This is a genomic window from Caballeronia sp. LZ035 (genome assembly GCF_031451175.1).
GTDB lineage: Bacteria > Pseudomonadota > Gammaproteobacteria > Burkholderiales > Burkholderiaceae > Caballeronia.
The window spans coordinates 1689733-1715807 of sequence record NZ_JARUXS010000004.1 but is presented as its reverse complement, the minus strand read 5'-3'; the positions used below and the strand labels follow the sequence as shown (position 1 = coordinate 1715807).

General features: G+C 64.4%; 21 protein-coding genes and 1 tRNA gene. 17 read left to right on the top strand and 5 right to left on the bottom strand.

The genetic code is table 11. The features are described 5' to 3' along the window. Positions 1-92 precede the first annotated feature (92 nt). Positions 93-551 (top strand): HU family DNA-binding protein, encoded by a 459-nt coding sequence (locus QCE88_RS38305; RefSeq protein WP_309821010.1) that lies wholly within the window; start codon positions 93-95, stop codon positions 549-551. A gap of 127 nt (positions 552-678) precedes the next feature. Here QCE88_RS38305 and QCE88_RS38300 read toward each other — a convergent pair whose 3' ends face one another. After that, complete coding sequence (locus tag QCE88_RS38300) at positions 679-1602, bottom strand: LysR family transcriptional regulator (protein WP_309910936.1); 924 nt, start codon at positions 1600-1602, stop codon at positions 679-681. Between the two features lie 129 nt (positions 1603-1731). Here QCE88_RS38300 and QCE88_RS38295 point away from each other — a divergent pair, with 129 nt between their 5' ends. Continuing rightward, on the top strand, positions 1732-2475 hold the full coding sequence (locus QCE88_RS38295) for an SDR family oxidoreductase (protein WP_309910934.1): 744 nt from the start codon (positions 1732-1734) through the stop codon (positions 2473-2475). A gap of 23 nt (positions 2476-2498) precedes the next feature. On the opposite strand, the gene QCE88_RS38290 is transcribed toward QCE88_RS38295, so the two are convergent. Continuing rightward, a complete protein-coding gene (locus QCE88_RS38290) occupies positions 2499-4085 on the bottom strand; it encodes an exonuclease domain-containing protein (RefSeq protein ID WP_309910932.1) in 1587 nt (528 codons plus the stop codon). A gap of 170 nt (positions 4086-4255) precedes the next feature. On the opposite strand from QCE88_RS38290, the gene QCE88_RS38285 reads away from it, so the two are divergent. After that, the gene (locus tag QCE88_RS38285) at positions 4256-5119 is read left to right on the top strand and encodes a proteasome-type protease (protein ID WP_309910930.1); all 864 of its coding nucleotides are present in this window, start codon (positions 4256-4258) and stop codon (positions 5117-5119) included. 3 nt (positions 5120-5122) lie between these two features. On the opposite strand, the gene QCE88_RS38280 is transcribed toward QCE88_RS38285, so the two are convergent. The 3 genes from QCE88_RS38280 to QCE88_RS38270 all read right to left on the bottom strand — a co-directional run bounded on the left by QCE88_RS38280 (position 5123) and on the right by QCE88_RS38270 (position 9113). After that, positions 5123-6079, bottom strand: coding sequence for a glycerophosphodiester phosphodiesterase family protein (locus QCE88_RS38280; RefSeq protein WP_309910929.1), 957 nt, complete (start codon positions 6077-6079; stop codon positions 5123-5125). Positions 6080-6283: 204 nt separating this feature from the next. Further along, on the bottom strand, positions 6284-7453 hold the full coding sequence (locus tag QCE88_RS38275; RefSeq protein WP_309910927.1) for a porin: 1170 nt from the start codon (positions 7451-7453) through the stop codon (positions 6284-6286). Positions 7454-7766: 313 nt separating this feature from the next. After that, positions 7767-9113 (bottom strand): YihY/virulence factor BrkB family protein, encoded by a 1347-nt coding sequence (locus QCE88_RS38270; protein WP_309910926.1) that lies wholly within the window; start codon positions 9111-9113, stop codon positions 7767-7769. 232 nt (positions 9114-9345) lie between these two features. Between QCE88_RS38270 and fdnG the strand changes: the two genes are divergently transcribed. The 14 genes from fdnG (at position 9346) to QCE88_RS38200 (ending at position 26017) form a co-directional block, all read left to right on the top strand. Next, entirely contained in the window at positions 9346-12414 is a 3069-nt protein-coding gene (fdnG, locus tag QCE88_RS38265; RefSeq protein WP_309910925.1) for a formate dehydrogenase-N subunit alpha, read from the top strand. Between the two features lie 10 nt (positions 12415-12424). After that, the gene (gene fdxH, locus QCE88_RS38260) at positions 12425-13369 is read left to right on the top strand and encodes a formate dehydrogenase subunit beta (protein WP_309910923.1); all 945 of its coding nucleotides are present in this window, start codon (positions 12425-12427) and stop codon (positions 13367-13369) included. Beyond that, positions 13356-14006 carry a formate dehydrogenase subunit gamma gene (locus QCE88_RS38255; protein WP_309910922.1) on the top strand — a complete coding sequence of 217 codons (651 nt, stop codon included), beginning with the start codon at positions 13356-13358 and terminating at the stop codon, positions 14004-14006. Before fdxH ends, QCE88_RS38255 begins: the two co-directional genes overlap by 14 nt. A gap of 99 nt (positions 14007-14105) precedes the next feature. Next, a complete protein-coding gene (fdhE, locus tag QCE88_RS38250) occupies positions 14106-15077 on the top strand; it encodes a formate dehydrogenase accessory protein FdhE (RefSeq protein ID WP_309910921.1) in 972 nt (323 codons plus the stop codon). Next, positions 15074-16528, top strand: coding sequence for an L-seryl-tRNA(Sec) selenium transferase (selA, locus tag QCE88_RS38245; protein ID WP_309910920.1), 1455 nt, complete (start codon positions 15074-15076; stop codon positions 16526-16528). Before fdhE ends, selA begins: the two co-directional genes overlap by 4 nt. Then, positions 16525-18444, top strand: coding sequence for a selenocysteine-specific translation elongation factor (gene selB / locus QCE88_RS38240; protein ID WP_309910919.1), 1920 nt, complete (start codon positions 16525-16527; stop codon positions 18442-18444). The genes selA and selB overlap by 4 nt, the downstream gene beginning before the upstream one ends. Positions 18445-18481: 37 nt before the next feature. After that, the gene (locus tag QCE88_RS38235) at positions 18482-20485 is read left to right on the top strand and encodes a VTT domain-containing protein (RefSeq protein WP_309910918.1); all 2004 of its coding nucleotides are present in this window, start codon (positions 18482-18484) and stop codon (positions 20483-20485) included. A gap of 31 nt (positions 20486-20516) precedes the next feature. Next, positions 20517-21146 carry a DedA family protein gene (locus QCE88_RS38230; protein WP_309910917.1) on the top strand — a complete coding sequence of 210 codons (630 nt, stop codon included), beginning with the start codon at positions 20517-20519 and terminating at the stop codon, positions 21144-21146. A gap of 76 nt (positions 21147-21222) precedes the next feature. Further along, positions 21223-21318 (top strand) — tRNA-Sec (locus QCE88_RS38225). 465 nt (positions 21319-21783) lie between these two features. Next, complete coding sequence (locus tag QCE88_RS38220) at positions 21784-21981, top strand: hypothetical protein (RefSeq protein ID WP_309838536.1); 198 nt, start codon at positions 21784-21786, stop codon at positions 21979-21981. A gap of 198 nt (positions 21982-22179) precedes the next feature. Beyond that, positions 22180-22596 (top strand): type II toxin-antitoxin system HicB family antitoxin, encoded by a 417-nt coding sequence (locus tag QCE88_RS38215; protein ID WP_309910915.1) that lies wholly within the window; start codon positions 22180-22182, stop codon positions 22594-22596. A gap of 445 nt (positions 22597-23041) precedes the next feature. Next, positions 23042-23371 carry a hypothetical protein gene (locus QCE88_RS38210; RefSeq protein WP_309910914.1) on the top strand — a complete coding sequence of 110 codons (330 nt, stop codon included), beginning with the start codon at positions 23042-23044 and terminating at the stop codon, positions 23369-23371. 85 nt (positions 23372-23456) lie between these two features. Continuing rightward, positions 23457-24137, top strand: coding sequence for a GntR family transcriptional regulator (locus QCE88_RS38205; RefSeq protein ID WP_309910912.1), 681 nt, complete (start codon positions 23457-23459; stop codon positions 24135-24137). A gap of 335 nt (positions 24138-24472) precedes the next feature. Next, positions 24473-26017, top strand: a complete 1545-nt coding sequence (locus tag QCE88_RS38200) for a Rieske 2Fe-2S domain-containing protein (protein WP_309910911.1) — start codon at positions 24473-24475, stop codon at positions 26015-26017. Positions 26018-26075 lie beyond the last annotated feature (58 nt).

Genomic DNA, 26075 nt, shown 5'->3' with positions numbered 1-26075 from the left:
ACTCGCTTGGCGTATGTAGAATCCGGCGTGATACGAACGCATCGGTGCGAACGTATTCGAATATCACTGACCAAAAAACAGGTAGGAGAAACATGCCGACTTCCGCTAAAACCGCTGCCAAGAAAGCCCCGGCCAAGAAAGCCACGGCGAAGACTGCCGCACCGGCGAAGAAAGCTGCAGCACCGAAGGTTGCCGTCAAGAAAGTCGCTGCGAAGAAGACCACCACGGGCGCACTGTCGCCGGTCAAGGATACGTTCACGAAGGCATCGCTCGCGAACCATCTGGCCGAGCGCGCAGCAGTGGACGTGAAGGCCGTCAAGGCCGTGATGGTCGCGCTGGAAGACACCATTCTCGGTTCGATCCACAAGAAGGGCGCCGGCGAATTCACGCTGTCGGGTCTTCTGAAGATCTCGGCGCAAGCCGTTCCGGCCAAGAAAAAGCGCTTCGGCAAGGACCCGTTCACGGGCACCGAGCGCTGGTTCCCGGCCAAGCCGGCAAGCGTCCGCATCAAGGCGCGCGCGCTGAAGAAGCTGAAGGACGCAGCAGCCTGAGTGCTCTGATGCTCTGATGTTGCGTTCGAAGTTCGCGTCCGTCAGGTTCGGCGCACGCGAAGCTTCGTGAAAAGAGGCCAGTACCCCATGCGTGGGGTACTGGCCTCTTTGACTTTCATGCTTGCTTTCAAGCGTGATTCGACGCTCGGCCAAGCAACGCGTGATCGGTCTCGCTGAAGATCGCACTCACCCAATCCGCGAAAACCCGTACGCGCGCGGACAACTGTCGGCTATGCGGATAGAGCACCGAGACGGGCATGGGCGGCGGTGCGAAGTCCGGAAGCACGAGCTGAAGGCGTCCTTCGGCGAGTGCATCATGGATGTGATAACGCGGCACCTGCACAATGCCGAAGCCCGCCAGCGCGGCCTGCGTGTACATCTCCACGCCTGTCACCGATACCGTCGCGTTCAGCTCAACCGCTTCGATGCGGTCCTTCACGCTGAACTCCAGCGGCACCACGCGCCCCGTCGCGCTCGACACATAGTTCACCGCGCGATGCGACGCCAGTGCATCGAGATCGTGCGGCACGCCCGCGCGCGCGAGATACGCGGGGCTCGCCACCGTCACTTGTTCGAGCAATGCAACGCGCTTGCCGATCATCGACGAATCCTGCAACGTGCCCGCGCGCAGCACGCAATCCACGCCTTCGCGCACGAGGTCGACAAGCCGGTCGTCTTCACCGATATGCAGCTCGATCTGCCCATAACGTTCGATGAAAGCCGGCAGCCCGGGCATGATGAAGGTGCGCGCGAGCGTGCCTTGCAGGTTCACGCGCAGCAGACCTTTGGGTTCGGCGTGACGGAACGATCCTTCCGCTTCCTCGAGGTCGGCGATCAGCCGCACACAGCGCTGATAGTGCGCTTCGCCGTCGTGCGTGAGGCGCACGGTGCGCGTCGTGCGTTCGAGCAGACGCGCGCCGAGCCGCTCTTCCATGCGCTTCATCAAATTGGTGACGGTGGCGCGGGGCATCTGCAGATCGTCGGCGGCCTGCGTGAAACTATGCCGCTCCGCGATGCGCACGAAGACCTGCATTTCCTGGAAGCGATCCATGATGGTTCGATATCGATGAAGGATTGTTGAAGCAGATGGAACGATGATACTAAGTCACGCGCGATGATCGCGGAAACGGAATGATTCATCATGTTGCTCATCGAACCTCACTCTTCAAGGAGCAGCAGCATGAACAAGACGGAACGTCAGCGCGTTGCCATCGTCACGGGCGCATCGCGCGGTATCGGTGCAGAGCTTGCCCGGCGTCTCGCGCGCGATGGCTTCGCGGTTGCGGTGAACTATGCATCGAGCGCGAACGAGGCGGACGCCCTCGTCGCCGAGTTGCGTGAAGCGGGCGGCGCGGCCATTGCGGTGCGCGCGAACGTCGCGCATGCCGAAGAAGTGCGCGGCCTGTTCGCGACGGTCGAGGCCGAGCTCGGCAAGGTCGATGTCCTCGTCAACAACGCGGGCGTGATGAAGACCATGCCCATCGCCGACACCAGCGACGCCCTCTACGACCAGACCTTCGACATCAACGTGCGCGGCACCTTCAACACCTTGCGCGAAGCGGCGGCGCGCATGGGCGAGGGCGGACGCATCGTCAACTTCTCGAGTACCGCGCTTGCCCTCAACATGCCCGGCTACGCGATCTACAACGCGACCAAGGCAGCAGTCGAATCGATGACGCATGTCTTCGCGAAGGAACTGCGCGGGCGCGGCATCACCGTGAACGCGGTGGCGCCGGGGCCGGTGGCCACGTCGCTGTTCCTCGACGGCAAGTCCGACGAGCAGATCGCAGGCATGGCGAAAATGGCGCCGCTGGAGCGGCTCGGGCAGCCGGAGGACATTGCATCGGTAGTCGCATTCCTGGTCGGGCCGGATGCGGGCTGGGTGAACGGCCAGGTGCTGCGCGCGAACGGCGGTCTCGCTTAACGCTTGTTCAGAAGCTCAGAAGCTCAGAAGCTCAGCGCGAACTGCGCCTCGACGGGGGTGCGGCGTCGCGCCGGATGCGTTGCCTTCGCTGCATGTGCCGCGCGGCGCACGCCTGCGGACGCCTCCTGTGCGATGAGATGAAAGCCCGGCCGCGCATCGCACGCGATCCATTCGAGCCGGCCCGCTGCGAGGCGTTTCGCGATCAGACCATACACATCGCAATCGAACGGACGGAGGTCGGGGGCATCGGCGAGCAGCGCGGCGATGTCCTCGCGTCTCGCACAGGTGCCGATGTAGCACCAGCGGTCGATCACATGCCACGCCTCGCGCAAGGAATCTTCGTCGCGTTCGGCGATGGCGATCGGTCCTTCATGCGGCCAGCGCACGAGACGGGCGTTTGCCAGCGCGTCGAGGGCGCGCGCGGCGTGATCGGGGAAGCTTTCCACGCCCGCGCACGAACCCTGGCAGCGCTTCACCTGATAGCCGAAACAGCCGCGTCCGCGCGACAACGGCGCTTTCTCGAGACCCAATGTCGCGGGGCAGAGCGTGTGTTCATCGGCGAGATGACGCAGGAACGCATGCGCCTTCGCGCGCGTCGCGAAGACGCCGAACAGGTGATCCTCGCGTGACAGATCGCGCCGGCTCGCCTTCACGAGCACCGGCGCGGGCGCGCCCGGCAGCCATTGCCAGGCGCATGCGCCCGACGCGCCTTTCAACAGCCGGTTATGCGCCGGTTTCAGATCCTTCACGAGCTTTGCTTCGAGCAGCAGCGCGCCGAGTTCTCCGACCGTCTCACGGGTTTCGATGCGACGGATGGACTGCGAGATCGCCAGGTCCTTGGCAAGCCTGTGATCGCCCGAAAAATGCGCCGCGACGCGCTGTTTCAGGTTGATGCTCTTGCCGACGTAAAGCGGAATGTTGTCGTCGCCGTGGAAGAGATAGACGCCGGGCGTCGCGGGCAGCGTGTCGAGCGCGCCTTCGGGCAGCGCGGCCGGCAGGCTCGCGCGGCGCACCAGCGCCTTGATGGCGCTATCGACGAGATCCTGCGAATACAGCGCGTGGATCTTCTGCCAGAACTGCCAGAGCAGGTCGGCGTCGGCGAGCGCGCGATGGCGTCCCGTCGGCGCGAGGTCGAGCCGTGCGATGAGCGCGTCAAGACCATGCCGCTCGACCGACGGAAACAGCGCCCGCGACAGCCGCACCGTGCAGAGCGTATCCGCGCGAAAGGCCATGCCCGCGCGGCGGAATTCGTTCTTGAGAAAGCCGTAGTCGAAGCGCGCGTTGTGCGCGACGAAGAGCTTGCCGTGCAGCCGCTCGGCCAGCGCGGGGGCCAGCGAGGCGAAGCTCGGCTGGCCGCGCAGCATGGCGTCTTCGATGCCCGTCAGCCGCGCGATGAACGGCGGCACCGGCACGCCGGGATCGACCAGCACGCTCCAGCGCTCGATACCCGCCGTGCTCGCCTCCACCACGCCGATTTCGGTAATGCGGTCTTCCGTCGCATTCGAGCCGGTGGTTTCGAGATCGACGAACACGACGGGGCGCGCCAGGCCGGCGAGCAGGGCATCGGCGAGGGCGTCGGTTGATTCTGTTGCGTCGGGGACTTCGGACATGATGAGGCGCGGGGCTTGAAGCAGGGAGTCTAGCGCGAAACGCCTTTTTCCCTCACGAACGCCCTGAAAAAGCGCTCGTGCCGTGCCGATAAGTCCTCAGAAGCACGCCGGATGAAATGCGCACGCGCGCTCGATACAATGACGTTTTGCTTGCTTCAGGACGGATCGACATGACTTATTGCGTGGGTATGTGCGTGGACGAGGGACTGGTTTTCCTCTCCGATACCCGCACCAACGCCGGCGTGGACCACGTAAGCGCCGCGCGCAAGATGGTGGTCTTCGAACAGCCGGGCGAGCGCGTCCTCGTGCTGCTCACGGCGGGCAATCTGGCCATCACGCAGGCCGTCACGCAACTGCTCGCCGAACCGTCCGATCCGAACGCGCCCACGCTCTACAGCGTCGCGACCATGCCGGAGGCGGCGCGGGTCGTCGGCGACGCGGTTCGGGAAGTGCATCGGCGCGATGCGTCGTCGCTCGCGGAGTTCAGCGTCGACTTCAATTGCAGTTTCATTCTCGGCGGACAGATTTGCGGCCAGCCGCCGCGCCTGTTCATGATCTACGCGGCGGGCAATTTCATCGAATCGACGCGGGTGTCGCCTTATTTCCAGATCGGCGAATCGAAATACGGCAAGCCGATCATCGACCGCGTCATCACACCGGCATCGCCGCTCGACGAAGCCGCCAAGTGCGCGCTCATTTCAATGGACTCCACGCTGCGCTCCAATCTGTCCGTTGGGCTGCCGCTCGATCTGCTGGTGTACGAGAAGGACGCGCTGAGCGTGACGCGCTTCGCCACCCTCGACAGCAACAGCGCCTATTACCAGATGATCAACAAAACGTGGGGCGAACGGCTGCGGCAGTTGTTCGGCGAGATTCCGAATCCTGCCTGGACGGAACCGGGCAACGTGCCGCTGCGTCCGCGCGATGCGCGAAACACGGTGCCGCGGCTCGTCATCGGCGATCTGCCGTGCCCCGAGGCGCCCGCGCAGACACTTGCCGAAGACGTGCCCTCCGGCAGCGTGCCACGGCAGTAGTCATCAGCTCGTGCCCGCCGCACAGGACGACGGCAGCGCCGCCTTCACCGCGCTCATCTTCGACGGCGAATCCACCAGAACAGCGTCAATGCCCAGGCACGCGGCCGCGCGATAGTCGTCCGCCGTGTCGATGCCGATCGCGACGATTCGCGTCTTGCCTCGCTCGGCGAAACATCGCACGGCGTCGTGCGTCCAGAGCTTCGCCGTCACCGCCGTGCGCGCTTCGCCGAGCGTGAAGGTTTCGACGAGCTCCATCTTCCTTTTGAACTCGAACGCGGTCCATGTGCCGGGCGACGGGGGCGCGTCGCAGGTCTGTTCCAGCGCGACGGCCGCGAGCCGCGCCCGGGTGGCATCGCGCGATTCGAACAGGGCCGCTTGCGGCCAGGCGGCGAAGGCTTTCTGATAGGACGCGTCCGTCGAGTAGATCAGCACGCGCGGCCAGGCGCCTTCCTCGTTCAGCACGCGCGCAACCGCGGCGGCTTGCGGCTCGGCGGGCAGCGCCTTCATGTCGAGCATGACGGGCACGCCGGGTGGAATGGCGCGCAAGGCTTGCGTGAGCGTGGGAATGCGCAGCGGCATTTCGCGGTACGGATAACGCGTGACGCCTGCTGCGTCGATGCGCGCGAAGCGCCAGCCGGCGTCGAGACGTTCGAGCGAGGCGAGATCGGTGTCCGCGATGGCGCCTCGGCCCTCGGTATTCGCCGACAGATCCGCCGGACGATACAGCACCGGCACACCATCGCGCGTGAGTTGTACGGTCAGCCAGATGGCATCGGCATGATTCGCCAGCGCACCTTCGATGGCCAGCAGCGTGTTCTCGGGGAAGTCGGCCGCGCCTGCGCGATGCGCGATGATCAACGGCGCAGCGGGGGAATCGTTGCTGCGGGCGGCCCCGCATCCCGCGCCGGCGATGCAGGCGGCAAGCGCGGCGACGAGCACGACGGCGTGGCGAAGCGGCATCGAATCACACTCCGAATGGCTTGAGGTTCCGGAGATTCTGCCGCGATCATCGAACGAAGTGACCTTCGACCCGCTCGATTCAACGCTTTGTTACGTTGCTGATTCCTGAGACGCAAAAAAACAGCCATCGGCATGCCGATGGCTGTTCGAGGGTCCTGCGGTCCTGCCAGCGCGACATCTGCATGCCGCGCGAGCCGGTTGTTCTTAGAACTTGTGGCGAACGCCGACGATGACCATTTCCTGGTGGCTGCGGCCGCTTTCGTAGCCGTACGAGCCGATCGACGCTTGTGCCGAGTTGACTCCACCCGTCGTTGCATCGCGCTGGTCGCCGCTTGCGTGCTGGTAAGCCGCAACAGCGTAGAAGTCCGTGCGCTTCGACAGCGAGTAGTCCGCGCCGAGGCTGACCTGATGGTAGGTCGCCGACGTATCGCCGCCTGCCTTCGTGTAGGTGTAGCCCAGACCCGTCAACAGAGCCGGCGTGACCTGGAAGTTCACGAAGCCGTTGCCGGTGTTGAAGTGTTCCGAACCGAAGCGCGAACCACCGTCAGCCTTGAATTGCGAGTTGCTGTACGAACCGCCGACCGTGAATGCGCCGATCGAGTACTGGACCGCGCCGCGAGCGATGCCGATGGCATGCGCCGAAGCGTAGGCGTTGTTGATCGGGCCGTCGAACAGGGCGTCGGACGTGGAGCTGGTCCAGCCGCTTGCGCCCGTCGGCGGCGTGCGGCCGGCGCTCGGGTTGTTCGCGTAGAAGTAGCCGCCTGCAACAGCCAGCGGGCCGTTGTTGTACGTCGCTGCGCCCGACCACGTCTGACCTTGACCGCTTGCGCCGGCAACGCCCGACACGCCGTACAGACCTTCAACCTGGAAGCCTGCGAAGTTCGGCGAAACGTACTTGACCGCGTTGCTTACGCGCAGCGAGTTGTCGTAGTTGTCGATGTCGCCCGGCGTTGCGAAGATGGCGCCCCAGTAGTTGTCAGCCGTGATGCCCTGGACCATGTCGACCAGCGGATCGTATTGACGACCGAGGGTGACCGTACCCCACTGATTGCCCGACAGACCGACGAATGCCTGACGGCCGAATTCGCGACCGCCCTGACCGAGCGCGCCGGTGCCGACGTCAAAACCATTTTCCAACTGGAAGATTGCCTTCAGACCGCCACCCAGGTCTTCTTGACCCTTCAGGCCCCAACGGTCGCCGGACAGGTTGCCGTTGATCATGCCGACCAGCTTGTCGCCGTTCGCGTTGGCATGGCTCACATAGCCAATGCCCGCATCGATCACGCCGTAGAGCGTCACGCTCGTTTGTGCCTGTGCTGCGCCTGCTGCGCCGAGCAGCGCCAACGACAGGGACGTCAGTGCGAATTTCTTCATCGAATTCTCCACGCGAATGTTTAATATGTTGTTGCTGGCGCAGAGAATAACGCAACGTTTCGAAACTTTAGAAATGAAAAAATATAGATTGTCTCGAAAAACACACACTTGATGTAACGCAAGCCAGTCAAGGGTTTGCGGCAAGTTTCAAAGCAGTCGAGTGACGACACGAGGCATCTCGAAAAGTTCCGCGCGAATGCCGGCCCGTCGAAACTGGATTCGCGCTGCTTTATTCGATTACCTTCGATTTGAATAACAAACGGCCTTTCTAGCTTGGGTTCTTTCGGCCGTTCTGGATTGCTGCCGCTTGAAGTCAGTCGCGCATAATTTCCTCTGACGATCGGTGCGTGTCGCGGCGCGAAAGTAAAGCGACCGCCATGCCGGCGCTCGCCGCCACCAATACCGCACGCCACGGATGTCGGCGCACCGCTTGGTTCGCGTGCGACGCCTTGCGGCTCGCGCCGATCATGGCCATCGCGGTGGCGCGCGTCGCCGTCGATTCGGCCCGCGCGATCTTGCGCGACAGTTCGAGCGCCCGCGCGACGGCCGAAACCTTCCTGCGAGCCTGACCGGTCAACTGCTGTGCATGCTGGGTACGCGCACCGATTGCGCGTCGCGCGCTCGCGCTGACGGGGGCATCGGGACGCATGCTGGCGGGCGTTACCGGCGCGGCGGACGAGGAAGCCGCAGCATTGGCCGGCGTCGCGGGCCGCGTCGAGGATGCGAGCAGCGAGCCGATCTTCGCCCGGCTGCCGGGCGGCACCTTGCCATTGTTCTGCATGCCCCAGGCGCCGCGCGGATCGTGCATCCGCGCCCGCGCCGCCGAGAATTCCGCGCCGAGCAGCAGCACGGCCGCGGAAAAATACAGCCACATCAACAGCACCGCGAGCGAACCCGCCGCGCCGAATGCGCTGGCCGTCCCCGCATGCGTCAGATAGACGGCGAACAGCTTCTTGCCTGCGGAGAACAGCACCGCCGCCACCAGTCCGCCGACGAGGGCATCGCGCCATTCGACCGGCGCATCCGGCAGGAACTTGAGCAGTCCGCCGAATGCGACCGACAGAATCGCGAGCCCGACCACCATCTGCACGACGTCGCCGATGATCACGAACGGCGATGCGCCCCACAGCCACATGCCGACCGCCTGGATGGCGGTATCGAGCACGAGGGACACGATCAGCAGGAAGGCAACGCCCAGCACCAGCCCGAACGAGACGAGCCGCACGCGCACCATCGCGAAGACGCCGGAGCGCTGCTCGCCGGTCATCGGCCAGACGAGGTTGAGCGCGGTATTGAGCGACGAGAAGGTCGCCGACGCGCCAATCGCCAGCAGCACGAACGAGATGATCGCGGCGATACCTGTCCCGCTGCTGCGGTGCGCATTTTCGACAATGCTCTGCACGCCAGCCGCCGCCTGGTCGCCGATCAGTCCGTTGACCTGATGGAACAACTGTCCGCGCGCCGCCTCCGGCCCGAAGATCCAGCCCGCGACAGCGATCACCATGACCAGCGTCGGCGCGAGCGAGAAGGCGGAATAGAAGGCAATGCTCGCCGCCATGGCGGCGCAGCGGTCTTCGGAAAATTTCTTGAGCGCGCCGACGGCCCAGGAGGCATCTTTCCTGACGACGGCTTCGATCTTCTGCGTTGATACGGAACTCATGGCGGACCTCTCGGTTCGATACGACGCGCAGGGCGCTCGGGCTTCAAGGCGGGAGAGCAGGTTCCATTCCAGAACGTCCGGGAGGCAGCGCGCGCGGCCCAGGCGCACGCATTGCTTCGTTCGGACGATTACGGACATGCGCCGTACTGCAAAAGCAACTGCATCTTTACTGCAGGCGTCATCAAGCACCCTTACACTCTAAAAACCCACTTACGACGCGCCGAGGGCAATCATGCTCCAAATGTCACGTCGACAGTTCCTCAAGGTCTCCGCGAGCACGCTCGCCGGATCGAGCCTGGCGGCATTGGGCTTCTCTCCGGCTCCCGCGCTTGCCGAAGTCCGGCAATACAAACTGTCGCGCACCACGGAAACGCGCAATACCTGTCCGTACTGTTCAGTCGGATGCGGCATTCTGATGTACGGCCTCGGCGACAACGCGAAGAACGCCAAGGCGAGCATCATCCACATCGAGGGCGACCCGGATCATCCGGTCAATCGCGGCACCCTCTGTCCGAAAGGCGCCTCGCTCATCGACTTCATCCACAGCCCGAGCCGGCTGCTCTATCCGGAATATCGCGCGCCAGGGTCGAGCGAGTGGAAACGCATGTCATGGGAAGACGCGCTCGACCGCATCGCCACGCTGCTGAAAGAAGACCGCGATGCGAATTTCGTCGAGAAGACGGCGGACGGCAAGACGGTCAATCGCTGGCTGACCTCGGGCTATCTGGCGGCGTCGGCGGGCAGCAACGAGGTCGGTTATCTGACGCACAAGACGGTGCGCAGCTGGGGAATGCTCGCATTCGACAATCAGGCGCGTGTCTGACATGGCCCGACGGTGGCAGGTCTTGCCCCGACGTTTGGCCGTGGAGCGATGACGAACCACTGGGTCGACATCAAGAACGCGGACGTGATTCTCGTGATGGGCGGCAATGCGGCCGAGGCGCACCCGTGCGGCTTCAAGTGGGTGACCGAGGCGAAGGCGCATCGCAAGACGCGTCTTATCGTGGTGGACCCGCGCTTCACGCGCACGGCATCGGTCGCGGACTTCTATGCGCCGATCCGCACTGGATCGGATATCGCGTTCCTGGGCGGCGTGATCAATTACCTGCTCACGCAGGACAAGATCCAGCACGAGTACGTGAAGAATTACACGGACATGTCGTTCATCGTGCGCGAGGACTTCGTGTTCAAGGACGGCTTGTTCTCGGGCTATGACGCCGAGCATCGCAAATACGACAAGTCGACGTGGGACTACGAGCGCGGCGACGACGGCTACGTCAAGACCGATCCAACCCTGCAGCATCCGCGCTGTGTCTACAACCTGCTGAAGCAGCATTACGCCGCCTACACGCCGGAGATGGTGAACAAGGTCTGCGGCACGCCGACCGACAAGTTCCTCAAGGTCTGCGAGATGCTCGCGACGACCGCCGCGCCGAACCGCGCGGGCTCGATTCTCTACGCGCTCGGCTGGACGCATCACTCGGTCGGCGCGCAGATGATCCGTACAGGCGCGATGGTGCAGCTCCTGCTTGGCAACATCGGCATTGCGGGCGGCGGCATGAACGCGCTGCGCGGGCACTCGAACATCCAGGGCCTCACGGATCTCGGCCTGATGTCAAATCTCCTGCCCGGCTACATGACCCTGCCGATGGAAGCCGAACAGGACTTCGACGCATACATCACGCAGCGCGCGTCGCAGCCGTTGCGGCCGAACCAGCTGAGTTACTGGAAGAACTATCGGGCGTTCCACGTGAGCTTCATGAAGTCATGGTGGGGCGACAACGCGACGGCCGACAACAACTTCGGCTTCGACTATCTGCCGAAGCTCGACAAGCCCTACGACATGCTGCAGGTCTTCGAGCTGATGGCCGCGGGCAAGATGAACGGCTATATCTGCCAGGGCTTCAATCCGCTGGCCGCGACGCCGAACAAGGCGAAGGTCGGACTCGGGCTCTCGAAGCTGAAGTGGCTGGTCATCATGGATCCGCTCGCGACCGAGACATCCGAGTTCTGGAAGAACCACGGCGAGTTCAACGATGTCGATTCGTCGACGATCCAGACCGAGGTGTTCCGGCTGCCCACGACCTGCTTCGCGGAGGAACGCGGCTCGCTGGTCAGTTCGTCGCGCGTGTTGCAGTGGCACTGGCAGGGCGCGGTAGGACCGGGCGAGGCGCGCAGCGACCTGGAGATCATGTCGGGTCTGTGGCTGCGCATGCGTCGCGCCTATCAGGAGAAGGGCGGCGCGTATCCCGATCCGATCCTCAAGATGAGCTGGCCCTACGCCGATCCGGAAAGCCCGACGCCGGAGGAGATCGCGATGGAGTTCAACGGCCGCGCGCTCGCCGACGTCACCGATCCCAGCGACAAGACCAAGGTGCTCGCGAAGCAAGGCGAGCAACTGGCGAGCTTCGCGCTGCTGCGCGACGACGGCTCCACGGCGAGCGGCTGCTGGATCTTCTGCGGCTCGTGGACCCAGGCGGGCAACCAGATGGGCCGGCGCGACAACGCGGACCCGACCGGTATCGGCCAGACGCTTGGCTGGGCCTGGGCGTGGCCGGCGAATCGGCGGGTGCTGTACAACCGCGCCTCGTGCGACGTGAACGGCAAGCCGTTCGATCCGTCGCGCAAGCTGATCGCATGGAACGGGCGCGCGTGGACCGGTTCAGACATCCCCGACTTCAAGGTCGACGAACCGCCCGACAAGGGCATGAGTCCGTTCATCATGAACCCCGAGGGCGTCGCGCGTTTCTTCGCCCGCGACGGCATGAACGAAGGGCCGTTCCCCGTGCATTACGAGCCGTTCGAGACGCCCATCGGCTATAACCCGTTCTTCCCGGACAACAAGCTCGTCACGAGCAATCCGGCCGCGCGCGTGTTTCCGGATGACCGCGCTGCGTTCGGCACGGCCGACAAGTTTCCGAACACCGGCACGACCTATCGCCTGACCGAGCATTTCCACTACTGGACCAAGCACGCGCGCCTGAACGCGATCGTGCAGCCGCAGCAGTTCGTGGAGATCGGCGAGGAACACGCGAAGGAAGTGGGCGTGGTGGCGGGAGACCGCGTGAAGGTATCGAGCAATCGCGGCCATATCGTCGCGGTGGCGCTCGTCACCAAGCGCATCAAGCCATTGATGGTGGAGGGCAAGAAGGTGCATACCGTCGGCCTGCCGCTGCACTGGGGCTTCAAGGGCCTCGCGCAGCCGGGCTATCTCGTCAACACGCTGACGCCTTCCGTGGGCGACGGGAACTCGCAGACGCCCGAGTTCAAGTCGTTCCTCGTGAAAGTGGAAAAGGCATAGGGAGGACGGCATGGCATTGCAATCGCTGGATATCAAGCGCCTCTCGGCCACCACCACGCCGCCGCCCGGCGACCGCGTGCCCGCCACGGGCACGGTCGCGAAGCTGATCGACGTGTCGAAGTGCATTGGCTGCAAGGCGTGTCAGACCGCCTGCATGGAGTGGAACGATCTGCGTGACGACATCGGTCATACGACCGGCATCTACGACAACCCGCGCGACCTGACCGAGCACTCGTGGACGGTGATGCGCTTCACCGAATACGAGAATCCGAAGGGCGATCTCGAATGGCTGATCCGCAAGGACGGCTGCATGCACTGCGAGGATCCGGGCTGTCTGAAGGCGTGTCCATCGCCGGGCGCGATCGTGCAGTACACCAACGGCATCGTGGATTTTCATGAAGAGAACTGCATCGGCTGCGGGTATTGCATCACGGGCTGTCCGTTCAACATTCCGCGGCTCTCGAAGGAAGATCATCGCGTGTACAAGTGCACGCTGTGTTCGGATCGGGTCGCGGTGGGGCAGGAGCCCGCGTGCGTCAAGACCTGCCCGACCGGCGCGATCATGTTCGGCACCAAGGTGGACATGCAGCAGCAGGCGGCGGAGCGTATCGAAGATCTGAAGGAGCGCGGTTTTGAGCATGCCGGTTTGTACGATCCGGCGGGCGTGGGCGGCACGCATGTGATGTATGTGCTGCATCACGCGGATCAGCCTGAGCTTTATCACGGCTTGGCGAAAGATCCGCATATCAGTCCGCTGGTGTCGATCTGGAAGGGCGTGACGAAGCCGCTGGCGATGATCAGCATCGGCATTGCGGCGCTGGCCGGGTTCTTCCATTACACGCGTGTTGGGCCGAACGAAGTCAGTGACGAAGACGAAGCCGAGGCGCAGCGCGAGGCCGATGAAGTGCGTCGCCGCCGTGAAGGCGGAGAGGAGCGAAGCGATGAAACACGATAGCGAATTGCGTGACATCAAGGGACATCGGCTGATACAGCGCTATACGCCGAACGAGCGCACGAATCACTGGATCACCGCGATCACCTTCGTGCTGCTCGCGCTCTCCGGACTCGCGATGTTTCATCCGTCGATGGCGTGGCTCTACGCGGTGTTCGGCGGCGGGCAATGGACGCGCATTCTGCATCCGTTCGTCGGCTGCGTGATGTTCGTGTCGTTCCTGATCCTCGCGCTGCGGTTCTGGCATCACAACTATCTGGACCGCAACGACGTGCAGTGGATGAAGCAGATCGGCGACGTGCTCACCAACCGCGAGGACCGTCTGCCCGAGATCGGCAAGTACAACGCCGGGCAGAAGCTGCTGTTCTTCGTGATGGTGGCGAGTCTCGTGCTGCTGCTTCTGAGCGGGATCGTGATCTGGCGGCGGTACTTCGCGTTTTATTTCCCGATCACGGTGGTGCGCGTGGCCTCGGTCGTGCATGCGGCGACGGCCTTCGTGCTGATCGTCTCGATCATCGTGCATATCTATGCGGCGCTGTGGATCAAGGGATCCATCGGCGCGATGACGCGCGGCACGGTCACGTTCGGATGGGCGCGCAAGCATCATCCGAGGTGGTTTCGGGAGATGATTGGGAAGTAGGAGGCGATTGCGGTCCGGCATCGACGCTTGGTGGGTGACCCATCCCATTAGGATTTAGCTGATATGCTTGGCCGGCTACTTCATCCCCAGGAGCCGCGTGTGGTCCAACGCATCATCGAAGCCGCTGAGATCGAGTCGCTCGATCCCTCGGCCATCCCTAGATTGCGCATGCCCGAGCGTGCCACGGTGTTCGCTGCGCGCGCCGCGCGTCTGCTGCAACTCGCAGATGCGAACAGTCCCATCAGCGGATATCTGCGCCTGATGTCCGCGCTTGCCGACACCCAGCAGCGCGTCCTGTCCCGGTTCCAGGCGCCGATGCCCGCGCGCGAATCGATCGAATTGAATCAGCGGCACTCGATGCCGATCATCCCCGCACTCACCGATCATCGCGATCCCGCCTGGCGCGACGTGCTGTTCATGCTGCTCGACGGCATCGAGGCGGCCGGCGCGTTGACTCCCGCCCTGGTGCAACTCGTGGCCCGTCTGCGCACCATGGACGCCGCCACGCTCGACAACCAGGCCGACGCCATCCTGACGCTGCGTTTCGCTGAAATCGACCCGGCCGCCGCGCCCTTCGTCGCCGCGGCGCTGCAAGTCGTGTGGACGGACCTCGCGAGCCGCGTCAACATGCGCGACGTGCCTTACCTCGACGCGCCCGGCGTCTGTCCGGTGTGCGGCGCGGTGCCGGTGGCGAGCATCGTGCGCGTCGGCGGGCCGTATGAAGGATATCGCTACGTGCAGTGCGGGCTGTGTGCGACGGAGCTGCACGTGGTCCGCGCGAAGTGCACCAATTGCGATTCGACCAAGGGCATCGCTTATCACGCAATGGGGACGGGCGAAGAAGGCGAAGACGACAAGGCCGCGCACGCAAGGCGCGCGGCGCTCAAGGCGGAGTCGTGCGACGAATGCGGCACGTATCGCAAGATCGGTTACCAGGACAAGGCGTTCGACTTCGAGCCTTACGCCGACGATCTCGCGAGTCTCACGCTCGATCTCCTGATGGGCGATGCCGGTTATCGCCGTGCCGCGCCTCATCCGTGGCTGTGGCCCGAACAGCCTGACGAATCATGAGCGACGTCCGGGGAAGCGACGGCAGCGAACTGCGCGCGTTGATGGCACGCGTGCCGTCGGTCGAGCGCGTGCTGGCGGCGGCGGAATTCGCGGCTGTGATCGCCGAGCATGGACGCACGCAGACGCTCGCGGCCTTGCGCGCCACGCTGGACACATGGCGAAGCGATGCGCAGGCCGGCCGGGCGGCGGTCGACGCCTTGAGTGACGCCGCGCTCGCGCAGGCGGTGAACGCGGCGCTCTCGGCGCGTGCGCGCAGCGCGGTGCGCAGCGTGTTCAATCTCACCGGCACCGTGCTGCATACGAATCTCGGCCGGGCGCTGCTGCCGGACGAAGCCGTGAGCGCGGTGGCCGAAGTCCTCACGCGGCCCGCAAACCTCGAATTCGATCTTGAAACCGGCGCGCGCGGCGATCGCGACGACCTCATCAACGGCCTGATCTGCGAGCTGACCGGCGCGGAGGCGGCCACCGTCGTGAACAATAACGCGGCGGCCGTGCTGCTGACGCTGTCGGCGCTTGCCTCGCGCAAGGAAGTGATCGTGTCGCGCGGCGAACTGGTGGAGATCGGCGGCGCGTTCCGCATTCCCGACATCATGAGTCGCGCCGGCGCAAGACTGCGCGAAGTCGGTACGACGAATCGCACGCATCTGAAAGACTACGACGAAGCGATCAGCCCTAAAACCGCGCTGCTGATGAAGGTGCATTGCAGCAACTACGCGGTCACCGGTTTTACCAAGGAAGTGACACTCGCCGACCTCGCGCCGCTGGCCAAGGCGCGCGGCCTGCCCATCGCGGTGGACCTGGGCAGCGGCACGCTGGTCGATCTCGCGCAGTGGGGCCTGCCGCGCGAAGCCACAGTGCGGGAAACCGTCGACGCCGGCGCCGATCTCGTCACCTTCAGCGGCGACAAGCTGCTGGGCGGCCCGCAGGCCGGGCTGATCGTGGGCCGTCGAGAGCTGATTGCGACAATCAAGAAGCATCCGCTGAAACGCGCGTTGCGAGTCGGCAAGCTGACGCTCGCGGCACTCGAAGCCGTGTTGCGGCTTTATCGGGCGCCGGAGAATCTCCGTGAACGCCTGACGACGCTGCGCCTGCTCACGCGTCCCGCCGACGCCATGCGCCTCTGCGCCGAACGCGTCCAGCCCGCGTTGCAACAATGGATCGGCGATGCCTTCATCGTGAGCGCCGAACCGATGTTCAGCCAGATCGGCAGCGGCGCATTGCCCGTGGATGTCCTGCCGAGCTATGGCGTGGCCGTGCGTCTCGCGAACGGCAAGCGTCCGGGCAGCCAGTTGAACCGCGTCGAGAAGCGGCTGCGCGAATTGCCGCGGCCGGTGATCGGACGCATCGCGGACGGCGCTTTGCGGCTCGACCTCCGCTGCCTCGAAGAAGCCGACGAAACCGCCTTCATCGCGCAACTGCGAGGGCCGGGCGCGCGAGGCGAGGCGGCATGATCGTCGGCACGGCGGGGCACATCGATCATGGCAAGACGACGCTGACGCACGCGCTGTCGGGCGTCGATACCGACCGCCTGAAGGAAGAGAAGGCGCGCGGCATTTCCATCGAACTGGGCTATGCCTACGTGCCGCTGGCGGGCGGCGGTGTGCTCGGGTTCATCGACGTTCCCGGGCACGAGAAGCTCGTGCATACGATGGCGGCGGGCGCGTGCGGCATCGACTTCGCGCTGCTGGTGATCGCCGCCGACGACGGCGTGATGCCGCAGACCCGCGAGCATCTCGCGATTCTCGAACTGCTCGGCGTGACGCGGGGCGCGGTGGCGGTGACGAAGGGCGATCGCGTGGACGCCGCACGCCGCCGCGAAGTGCACGCGGACATCGACGCGCTGCTCGCGCGCAGTCCGTTGCATGCGGCGCCGCGCTTCGACACCGACGCCACGCGCGAACACGACGCAGGCGTCGCCGCGCTGGCCGCGCATCTGCACGAAGCGGCGGCGCACGAGCGCACGCGCCGCGACGACGGCCTGTTCCGGCTGGCGGTGGACCGCGTGTTCACGCTGGCGGGGAAGGGCACCATCGCGACCGGCACGGTGTTCGCGGGCCGCGTGACGACGGGCGACGTCCTCGCACTCGCGCCGCGTGGAACCTCGGGCGAGGCCGTGCGCGTGCGCAGCATTCATGCGCAGAATCGTGCGACGCAGACGGGCCGCGCGGGCGAGCGTTGCGCGCTGAATCTTGCCGGCACCGAGAAGGATGCGCTCGGTCGCGGGGACTGGATCGTCGATGCGCGGCTGGCGCGTGCGTGTGAGCGACTCGACGTCGAACTGAGCCTGCTTGACGATGCCGCTGTCACCCTCGCGCACTGGTCGCCCCTGCATGTTCATCTCGGCACGACGCATCGCGTGGCGCACGTCGCGCTGCTCGACGGCGACACCTTGCAGCCGGGACACACGGCGCGCGTGCAGCTCGTCTTCGATACCCCGGTGTGCGCGCTGCCCGGCGACCGCTTCATCGTGCGCAATGCCCAGGCGAGCCGCACGGTCGGCGGGGGCCGCGTGCTCGATCCGTTCGCGCCGGCCAGGAAGCGCCGCACGCCGCAGCGTCGCGCCTGGCTCGATGCGCTCGCGACGTGGCTCGATACGCAACGAGTGGACGCGCTGTTCGAACAGGCGCCGTATGGACTGCCGCGCTCGCTGATCGAGCATCTGTGCGGCCTGCCGGCGGCGGCGCTCGCGTTGCCGGCCGACACGCGCGAAGTTCCGATGTCGAATGATGTGCTGTATGTGTCGGCGGCGCACTGGAACGTGCTGAACGCACGGCTCATCGACGCACTGGGCGCGTTCCATGCACGCTTCCCCGATGAACAGGGCCCCGACGTCGCGCGCCTGCGCCGCATGGCCGCGCCGCTCGCGCCGGATGCACTGTGGCGCGCGCTCGTCGACGACGCCGTGGCGCGGAAGACGCTTGCGCGCAGCGGTCCGTGGCTGCATCTGCCGGCGCATGCGGTAACACTCGACGCACGCGAGGAAACGCTGGCGCGCGCGGTGCTGGCGTCGCTGCAACAAGGCCGCTTCGATCCGCCGTGGGTGCGCGATCTTGCCAAAACGCACGGCGTTGCCGAAGAAGACATGCGCCGGTTGCTGAAGAAACTCGCGCGGCGTGGCGACGCGTATCAGGTGGTGCGCGACTTGTTCTATGACCGCGCGACGATCGGCGTACTCGCGCGGCTCGTGGCGGAACAGGCGGCGGCGCAGGGCGGCGCGCTGGGTGCGGCCCATTTCCGCGATGCCACGGGCCTCGGCCGCAAGCGCGCCATACAGCTTTTGGAGTTCTTCGACCGGGTTGGATACACTCGATTCCACCGCGACCTCCACCTGTTGCGCACCGACAGCCGCTGGCACGAGTCCGTCTGACCCATCCTATCCCTGGCCGCGTTCACCCCTGACCGCGATGGAGCATTACTACTTCAAGCTCTTGCACGTCCTGTCGAGTTACCCGGAATGGGCGCTCGCCGTGGTGCTGCTCGCGTCGTTCCTGGAATCGGTGGCGTTCATCGGCACCTTCGTGCCGGGCAGCACGGCGATGTTCATCGCGGGCGCGCTGGTCGGCACGGGCGCACTGAATCTCGGCTGGGTATTCGTCTGCGCGATCGCGGGCGCGATTGCCGGCGATGCCGCGAGCTTCTGGTTCGGCCAGCGCTACGCGGACCGCATCGCGCAGATGTGGCCGTTCCGCACGCATCCCGGCGCGCTCACGGCGGGCAAGAAATACTTCGAGAAGCACGGTGCGAAGAGCGTCGTGCTCGCGCGCTTCGTCGCGCCGATGCGCGCCGTCGTGCCGGTGGTGGCCGGCGTGACCGGCATGACGCCCGCGCGCTTCCTGGCCGTCAACATCCTGAGCGCGCTGATCTGGGCGCCGACGCATATCCTGCCGGGCGTGGTGTTCGGCGCATCGATCGAACTGGCGGGTGCGGTCTCGATCCGGCTCGTCGTGATCCTCATCATCCTCACCGCGCTCGCGTGGGTCGTGTTCAACGTGGTCCGCGTGCTCGTTTCGCATGCGATGCGCTGGACCATCCTGTCGCGCGATGCGTTGCTCGGCTGGGCCCGGAACAGCCGCGGCCTGCCGGCGCGGCTCGTCGCGCGCGCGCTCGATCCGGCCAATCCGGCCACCGGCCTCATCGTGATGATCTCGACGCTGCTGCTCGCCTCGGCAGTGCTCTTTTTCTCGGTGCTCGCGAATGTCGCGCGCGGGGCGTCGATCGTGCAGGTGGATGTGTCGGTCTATCGGCTGCTGCAATCTTTCCGTTCCACCTGGACCGACTCCATCCTCGATGCCGCCGCCACGCTCGGCAGCACCGAGACGCTGCTCGTGCTCGGCGTGATGGTGATCGTGTGGATGAGCATCGAGCGGCGCTGGCGCACGGTCGCCTACTGGGTCGCGGCGCTGGCGTTTTCGCAATTGCTCGTGGCCGCGATCCGCTTCACCGCGCACGAGCCGCTGGCCGTGTCGTTCGCGCCTTCGACGCATCGCTTTCCAAGCAGTCATGTCGCGGCGACGGTCGTGATCTACGGCTTCCTCGCATTCCTGCTGTTGCGCCGCGTGCGGCTGCTGACGGGCGTGCTGGTCGCGACGGCGACGTCGGCCATCGTGACGGCGGTGGCGCTCGCGGGGCTCTACTTCGGCCGCTTCACGATCTCAGACGCGCTCGGCAGCGCGGCGCTCGCGGCCGTGTGGGTGTTCCTGATCGCGCTGACGGCCGTGTGGCGCAATCCATCCAAGCCGAAGCCGCGGCCGCTGATGCCGGTCGCGGTGCTGGTCGTGATCTGCGCGAGCGTGGCGCTGCAACTGAGCGACGACACCGAAGCGCGCAGCGCGCCGCCCAAGTCCGTCGTCATCACGCCCATTCAATGGACCGACACGGTGTGGCGGACCTTCTCGTGTTACCGCGCGAACATGGAGGGCGACCGGCGCGAGCCGATCACCGTGCAATGGGCCGCGACGCCCGCGCAGATCCGCGCGCAGTTGCTGAGCCGCGGCTGGACCGAGGTGTCGCACGTGTCGCTGAAGAGCGTGTTGTCGGTGGTGCTGCCGAATGCGCCCGCTATCGATCTGCCCGCGCTGCCGCGCCTGAACAATGGCGAGCCGTCGAAACTCGTGTTCGCGCGCTCGCCCTACGGCGCCGACGAGCGCGACGTGCTGCGTTTCTGGTCGACGCAATACGACGTGCGCGAACGTCCAGGCGCCGCGCCGACGCCCATCTGGCTCGGCGCCGTGGTGCACGAGCGGATCCGCCGTCCCTCGTGGCCGTTCAACGTGCTGAGGCCCGACCGGCGCGTCGATCCGATGGCCTTCGACCACGGCAAGAATTCGCCGTGGCAAGGCATCGAAATTGCTCGCAGCGCGGGATGCGGCGATGTGCCGGTGATGCTCGTCGAATCGAGGGCGGAATGATGCGTTGTAACCAGCGTTTGCGAGGTGCCGTTTGATCCAGATTCCGCCGTCGGCCATCGTGCAATGGGGCGGCGCGGCCGTTTTCGCGAACGTGCTGCTGACGCGTCTCGGTGTGCCGTTGCCGTCCGCGCCGTTGCTGGTGTTCGCGGGATCAGCGGTGGCGAGCGGGCGGCTCGCGTTCACGCACGTGCTGTTTGCGGCGGTATGCGGCGCGTTGCTGGGCGATGGCGTGTGGTTTGCCGCCGGGCGCATTTACGGGCGCAAGCTGGTCGCAGCGCTGTCGCGCAGGTCGTATGCGGTGGATTCGGGAATGCGCACGACCGGCGAACTGTTCGAGCGGCACGGGCCGCCGATCGTGGCGCTATCGAAATTCGTTCCCGGTCTCGGACTCGTCACGCCGCCATTGATGGGCACGACGCAAATTGCGGTGCCGGCGTTCTTTCTGTGGGATACGGCGGGGATCGTGGCGTGGGCGGCGTTCTGGCTGCTGGGCGGAGCGCTTTTCGAGCATCAATTGCATCTCGCGGTGCTCGAACTTCAGGCGCACGGCACCACCGTGGTCGATCTGCTCGTGGCCGTGGGGTTGCTGTATTGCGTCTATCGGCTGCTGAGGCGGCGTCAGCCGCGACGGCACTTGAAGGACAAGGGCGGCGGACCCTGACTCATGTTCGGCCGATGACGTAGTTATAATCGGTCGCGCCCTGGAGGTTTTAGCTGGGCGGCTTCAGGTGAAACATGGAAGGCATCCGTATCCGGTGGTGCGGCTGGGCTTCAAACCCAGTTGGGGATGTCAGACATTCTCAGGTCGGTTCGACTCCGGCTGCCTTCCGCCATGTGGCGCTCACTTGTTTTGATTTGCTGGAGAATCTGCGGCCTGATTTCCGCAAAAAGCACCCATTTCCGCAAGATGTTCAGCGGGTCGGCCTTGTTGCATTTGCCCTGTGAGATGGGCAGGAAGCCGTCGCGGATGTCGTACTCGCCGTGCAGCAAGCTGTTCTGCGGCTGTTGCCCGGCGAGATCAGCAAGGTCCATCGCATCGCGCGTCGTGTGTCCGCTTGGTCGTACATTTTCCAGCAGGTGCTGTCGTCGACATAGATGTCGCGGCTCCCCCGGCGCATATCCGCCGGTTGGTCGAGCCCGACTTCGCGCGTCAGGCCGCGCCGGCCGACTTCTTCCGCGCTGAGGAAGGCTGCACTTATCCGTCTCCAGATACTCGCGCGTAACGCGCACGAATCCCTGGATTTGCTGCTGCATTTCACTTCCTAAAGTTGGTGCACGGACGTGCCGTTACTGCGGGCATGAATAAGCTCCAAGCCCAAGCCCTCCTCGATTTCGCCGATGCCGTCGCTATGGCCGACGTCGCCACAAGATATGGCAGCTACGATCCGTTCAGGACGGATCACGGCGATCTGTACTGGAAGTCTTTCATTGGCCAGCTCGCGGAGCAGGCCCCCTACATGGGGCTGCCGGACATCATGGCGCTCGCCGAGTCCTGATTCAACGCATCTAAAGCGATTCATCTTTCCTGGCTGGGCAGCAGTCGCTGCCCGGATGACTCGTTACGAGTACCTCCTTGGCGCAGCATCGGATCGATGGGACCATGTCTTCTGTTTCGGCACGCCCTCAGGTCAACCTGGTCTCGCGCTTGAGTAAAGGACTCGCTCTGCACCGTTTCTCAAGCAATGGAGTGCGATATGTTGCGTTATCCAGCCCGATTCGACCCGGACACAGGCGGCTTCGTGGTGACATTCCGGGATATACCGGAGGCCATCACACAGGGTGATAGCCTGGAACGGGCTCGTGAGATGGCAGCCGACGCACTGCTGACGGCGATGGACTTTTACTTCGAAGACAAGCGCCTGGTGCCGCGGCCGTCGAAGGCAAATAAGAACGAAGAGTTGGTTGCGCTGCCGACAAGTGTCTCGGGCAAGATCCTGCTTCTCAACGAGATGATCGCGCAGGGCGTCACGCCGTCGGAACTCGCGCGCCGGCTGAACACCAGGCCGCAAGACGTCAACCGCATCATGACGCTGAACCATGCGACCAAGATCGACACGATCGCGGACGCGCTCGCGGTGCTGGGCAAACGGCTGGAGATCAGCGTCGCCTGAGAAGGGGGTCGTCAACCCGTTCCGGCTTTTCCCAGACTCTGTGTTTTGCAAGGTCTGGCGCCCTCAGTACTCACCCCCTGGTCGCATCGACAGAGATAGTGTTTTCCCTGATGGGAGCGACTTCATCGCGGACGTACTCTTTGTATACAGAATTTAGAGTACCGTAGTCATGGCGCCTGAAGCCATGATGATCGCGCTTCCCCCAAAGCGCCAATCGACAGATCCGAAAATGGACGTCCCCAACTACCTCATTCTGCGGTCCGATGCGAGCGCTCCTGTCGAATGTGAGACCCTGAGCCATAGCGATGGCGCTTTCGGCGGCCTCCACCGACCGCCTCACGCCCTTGCACAGTGGACGGAGTCCGACGCGTTTCCCGCTTCGGCACAATGCGTTTTGAATGCAAAAGCCTCGTTGACGGGACTCGAAGGACTCTCGCGGGTGCTCATGCGATCCGAAACGCGTACGGATTACGCAGCCGCATGGATCCTGGCGCGCTCGAAGCTCGGACTGGTGTCGATCCTCGTACGTGATGCGCGCGACTTCACCGCAGCAGCGTTTATCGACGATGCGGGCTTCGTGTTGAAGCAGGCAAGACGCTACTTCGCGTCGCAATCGCTCGTGCTCGTGCAGGCCAATTCCGAATCCGGCCTGGCACGCGCGCGCGTGGTCATGGAAGCAGTTTTGCAGATGCGCGACGTCGCGCCGGACGTGCTCTACGAAAAGCATGCCGTCGAAAACGAAACGCTTGGCGTCGCGCTTCTGTCGATGGGCTGAACGCCGCAACCAGAACCCATTGCCCGAGCAAAAACCCTCTGGAAAGCTGATAGGATTCGGTATTCAATATCGATTCTGATTTGCCATGCCGGCCAAACTCGTCAAGATTCAGGCTCGTACCGATTACGTCGACGAGGTCTACAACATTCTTCTCGACGCCATCAGCGAAGGCTCTATCGCGCCTGGAACGCGGATCGTGCAGGAGGAGATTGCCGAGCAGCTCTCGGTCTCCCGGTCCCCCGTGCTCCAGGCGTTTCGTTTGCTCAAGAAGGATGGGCTGGTCGAAGACGCTCCGGGGCGCGGCCTGCAGGTCACGCCGCTCAACGTCGAACGGGTTGGTCATCTGTATGAATTCAGGGAAGCGCTCGACGGCCTCGCCGCCAAGCTCGCCGCCCGCCGTTCCGTGCGGCTCGACAAGTCGCTGATCGCCAACGGCCGCAAGGCGATGCGAGGTGACGACATCAAGGCCATGGTCGAGGCCGACATGGCGTTTCATCTGGCCATCTACGCGGCCTCGGGCAATCCTTTGATCCTGGAAAATGCCCGTCTTCACTGGATGCACCTGCGGCGTGTGATGGGCGCGGTGCATCAGGTCGTCGGCCAGAGAAAGGTGGTCTGGGACGAGCACGCGGCCATCGCGGACGCGATCGCGGCCGGCGACGAAGAACTTGCCTCACGCCTGAGCGTGCTGCACGTCGAGGCAGCGCGCGCGAATCTCGTGAAGCATATGAGCACGAACAGCGAGATCGCTCAGGCGACGTCCTGAGTCGCAATCCTTACTGCATGAGTCCTGTGGCTGCCTGACGGTTCGGCGCGTCGTCGAACCCGCATCAAGCGGCCTTCTTCGTTTCATCTCCCCCGGCGTCCGCCAACTCTCCCGCCCAACGCAGCATCTGCGAAGACCTGCGCAACGCCAGCAGCGTCTGAAAGCACCTCCACGATTTCCTGAACACCACGCGTATCCGTGTTTACCCATAGAGACAAGGCGGTCGCATGCGCCTAATCTTTGGATACAGAGTTCAGAGCACGGAACACCGACGACGGAAACCGGCTCTGACGACAACAACCGATGTGGTCCCTAACAATCATTGGAGGCAGGACATGAGCGTCAAATCGGACAAGATGGACGACCAGAAGCGCACCGGAGGGTCGGCGCCGGTGGCGAAGAAGCTGATTCCGTTCGGTGGCTACTACGCCAACAAGACGCCGGAGCATGATCCCGAACTGACGGAAACCGGTCCGGGAACGCCGACGGGCGAATACATGCGCCGCTTCTGGCACCCGGTCTGCATGTCGATGGAACTGACCGACACGCCGCGCTTCCTCAAGATCCTCAACGAAGAACTGGTCGCGTTCCGCGACAAGAGCGGCCGCGTCGGCGTGCTGCATGCGCACTGCGTTCACCGTGGCGCGTCCCTCGAATACGGCGCGATCCAGGAGCACGGCATCATGTGCTGCTATCACGGCATGGTGTTCGACGTGGACGGCGCCTGCCTCCATGTGCCGTTCCCGAAAGGCGAGGAAAAGGAAGCCGAGCGCTACGCGTGTTCGATCCGTCAGGGCGCGTACAAGGCGGTCGAGCGCAACGGCCTCGTCTTCGCCTACATGGGACCGCCGGAAGAAGAGCCGCCGTTCCCGGAATGGGAAGGCGACTACACGGTCTCGCCCGGCGACGAGCTCGTGCCCTACAGCAACTTCCAGCATTGCAACTGGTTGCAGGTTCAGGACAACGCGGCCGACAACTACCATCCGACCGCACTGCACGCCGGCAAGAATGTCGTCGATGGCAACTACCAGGGAACGACCTTCGACGAAGTCGGCGCCGCGTCCATGGAAGTGGCGCCCGACATGAATTTCGTGCCGGTGCAGGGCGGCCGCAGTCTGGCGTGCGCCGGCGCGCGCCGCGTCAACAAGGACCGGCTGTTCGTCCGGGTCCAGCATCAGGTGCTGCCGAACCTGAGTTTGCATGCCTACACGTCGGAAGACGGTTCGAAGAAGAAGTATTTCAGCCGCTTCCACATCATCCGCTGGACCGTGCCCGTCGATGACGAGAACAGCAAGATGATTGGCTGGCGCGTCATGGGCCCGGGCATCGATACACGCGGTATCGGCAACAAGGAGATGGTCGGTTACGAGACCATCGACTTCCTCGAAGGGCAGGTGGCGATGCGCCGTCCCGAGCGCTTCGGCAAGTACAAGCTCGAAGACATGCCGCCGATTCCCCCGAACCATCGCGAACGCGACATCTACAAGCAGGCTCAATATGCACCCGGCGACTACGAGGCGATCATCAGCCAGCGTTCCATCGCCGTGCATGCACTCGAGAACCCGACCAAGTTCGACGCGGGCCTGTATCAGTTCCGCAAGATGCTGCGCGATGCGGTGCGCGGCACGAACGTGGCGGCATCGGCGCAGGGCTTCGCCGAATGGTTCCGCGCTCTGGGCGGCGCGCCCAACAGCTTCTGCTCGGGCAACGTATTCGAAATTGAAGAAGGCGCGACGGTGGAAGAAGAAGTGGCGCGCCGTCGCAAGGTGCTGAAGACCGTCGTCCAGATCCTGACCGAGAGCGACAGCCTGAAAGGCGAAGCGCGCGGTGACTTCGTGCGCAACAAGTTCAAGGACCTCGAACAGTCGCTGAAGAGTTAATCGGCGCACATGGTGCCGGTCGTTTGTATGAGCGACCGGTCACCCGCCACGGAGCAAG